The 2,226-nt window shown below is 46.1% G+C and carries 4 protein-coding genes; 1 reads left to right on the top strand and 3 read right to left on the bottom strand.

All coding sequences use genetic code 11. The annotated features are described in order from the left end of the window. Positions 1 to 30: 30 nt before the first annotated feature. The 3 genes from ACJROR_RS04445 to ACJROR_RS04435 form a co-directional block, all read right to left on the bottom strand. Positions 31 to 423, bottom strand: a complete 393-nt coding sequence (locus ACJROR_RS04445; RefSeq protein WP_406546043.1) for a dockerin type I repeat-containing protein — start codon at positions 421 to 423, stop codon at positions 31 to 33. A gap of 138 nt (positions 424 to 561) precedes the next feature. Further along, on the bottom strand, positions 562 to 759 hold the full coding sequence (locus tag ACJROR_RS04440; protein ID WP_406546042.1) for a hypothetical protein: 198 nt from the start codon (positions 757 to 759) through the stop codon (positions 562 to 564). 34 nt (positions 760 to 793) lie between these two features. Beyond that, a complete protein-coding gene (locus ACJROR_RS04435) occupies positions 794 to 1,762 on the bottom strand; it encodes an IS30 family transposase (RefSeq protein ID WP_406546041.1) in 969 nt (322 codons plus the stop codon). Between the two features lie 240 nt (positions 1,763 to 2,002). Here ACJROR_RS04435 and ACJROR_RS04430 point away from each other — a divergent pair. Next, on the top strand, positions 2,003 to 2,226 hold a 224-nt coding region (locus tag ACJROR_RS04430; protein WP_406546040.1), incomplete at its 3' end, for a hypothetical protein.

The following is a 2,226-nucleotide window of genomic DNA, read 5'->3' as shown; positions in this document are numbered from 1 at the left end:
TCCATTATAAGTCATTTTACTCTAAAAGAGTCATTCTGATGTCGAAGTGGATTGTATCTGATTCACAATCTGGATGATGTCGGCAATGTCCACCTTACCGTCTTTGTTTACGTCGGCAGCTTCATCATAACTACCACGGACTATTATATTGGCAATCACTGCAACATCTTTTGTATTGACAGTATTGTCGCCGTTGACGTCGCCAGAAATCTCCGAGACCTCCATTTCTTCAATCTTTGTGAAATTCTTCCAGCCGTCAGTAGCCAGATACTTTGCCTTTGTACCGGCAGGGACAATAAGAGTGGCAGTAGTAAATGTATTATCAACAGAATTTTTAAAGACATCGTAATTGATAGCAAATGGCTCTTTAATATAGGAAGTTACAGTTGTAAGGCCAAAGCAACCCATGAATATATTAAACACTGATAATCAATTGCTTACACGTTAAACGGTAGAAAAGTGGATTGACGGCTTTAGAATGTGTAAAAACGGGAGCGGATTTAACGTATTTAACTTTTGTTAGGTCTACGCGAATTCAACTGGCAAGTGCAATCGCACTTTCTATTGTATGAAGTCCTCTTCATCCTCTAGGATATCCTTCACAGTGACGGTGAGGATGTCTGTGCAGGCGTTTAGGATTTCTTCCTTTTCCCATTGGTTCTGCTCGTCATCTTGATCGCATGCCTTCATATATTCGGTCTCAGCTGCGCTGAACTGCCGGTAGGCATCCTTGAGTCTGTCGTAATTGTATTTCTTCATCTTCTTTTCCGTTTTGTGTGCAAAGTTACTATTCTTATTTGATATTTGAGTGACACTTTTTGAATTTTTCTTCAAAACAGGCCATTGGCGTCTCGAATCCGAGCTTTTTCCTTGGTCTTGCATTTATCTTGTCTGCTATTTCCCCTATGTTCTCTTCGTCAAGTTCCGAGAACGGCATGCCCTTTGGGATGTATTGACGTATCAGTCCGTTGGCATTCTCTATGGCTCCCTTCTGCCATGATGAGTACGGGTCTGCGAAGTACACCTGTGCACCGAGAGCCTCTGTTATCATCTTATGGCATGTGAACTCCGTTCCGTTGTCTGTCGTTATGGACAGTATGCTGTCTTTGAAAGGGCTGAGCATGGCGATTACTGTACGGGCAAGCTGCTCCGCGTCCTTTCCATACTTGAGCTTCTCCATGAACAGCCTGTTGGTATTCCTCTCTATGACGGTGACTATTGCATGCTGGTTGTTCGGCCCGACTATGGTGTCCATTTCCAGGTCACCGAACCTCCTGCCGTCCGCCTCTGCGGGCCGCTCGTGTATGCTGACCCTGTCGGGGATGTTTACCCGTTTTGCCCCCACTGGCCTGCTGCGGTGCTTGAGTCTGTGCCTTAGGTGCTTGTACAGGGTTCCCCTGTCGCGCTTGTCCTGCCTGATCCACTTGTAGATGGTCTCATGGGATATCCTTATCCCGTCTCTTGCCAGATAGCCGGATATCTGCTCTGGAGACCACTGGTCATCCACAAGATGGTGCCTGACTTCGCCCCATACAGCCTTGCTGATGGCACGGTTACCCGGCTGACGCCTGCTGCGCTTGTCAGCCCTCTTCTGTGCCCAGTCCCATTTGTACACCCCACGCTGGCTTGAGTTGCGCTTCAACTCACGTGTGACAGTGGAAGGATGGACACCTATCGCTTCCGCGATTGACTTTCTTGAGCATTTCCTTTGCAGTAACACGGAAATTGTGTACCTTTGCTCCGAGGTTAGTTGTTTGTACATAAGCAATGCAAAGTTAATTAATCTCTGGGAGATTCCGGTCTCCCATTATTGTTTTTTGCATTGCCAGATTGAAATCAGCTCCCTTTCTCCTCTCTTGGGGGCTGCTCGCCCCCAAACCCCTCGGTGTTTTTCAGGTATTAGTCTTGGCTTCGCCTCTACCTGGAAATTGCACTTCTATCTTGAACTTAGGCGTTGACATTCTCAATGAACAGACGTACATTAAAGAAGTTGTACGGTGATATGGAAGACATTTTCGATGATAATGGAAAGTTGATTGGTCAGAAAGAAAAGGATGACCCAGATAATAAGTGGTTCATTGGCCATGACCCAGATCAGATTTGGGAATATGAAAGAGTAGGTGTATGGCAACTTGGCGAGGAAACTGAAGCTGCTAAGTTCGGTTGTCAACCGGGTGACTTCAAATATAAGGATCAAAACGGTGACGGCGTGATGACCAATGCTGA

Origin of the sequence: Succinimonas sp., from assembly GCF_045225735.1 — a bacterium.
Lineage (GTDB): Bacteria > Pseudomonadota > Gammaproteobacteria > Enterobacterales > Succinivibrionaceae > Succinimonas.
This window is presented reverse-complemented; position numbering and strand designations above follow the sequence as displayed.

Coding starts and splice junctions, on each gene's coding strand:
- ACJROR_RS04440 (WP_406546042.1), bottom strand. CDS start 759: ATGAAGAAATACAATTACGACAGACTCAAGGATGCCTACCGGCAGTTC.
- ACJROR_RS04435 (WP_406546041.1), bottom strand. CDS start 1,762: ATGTACAAACAACTAACCTCGGAGCAAAGGTACACAATTTCCGTGTTA.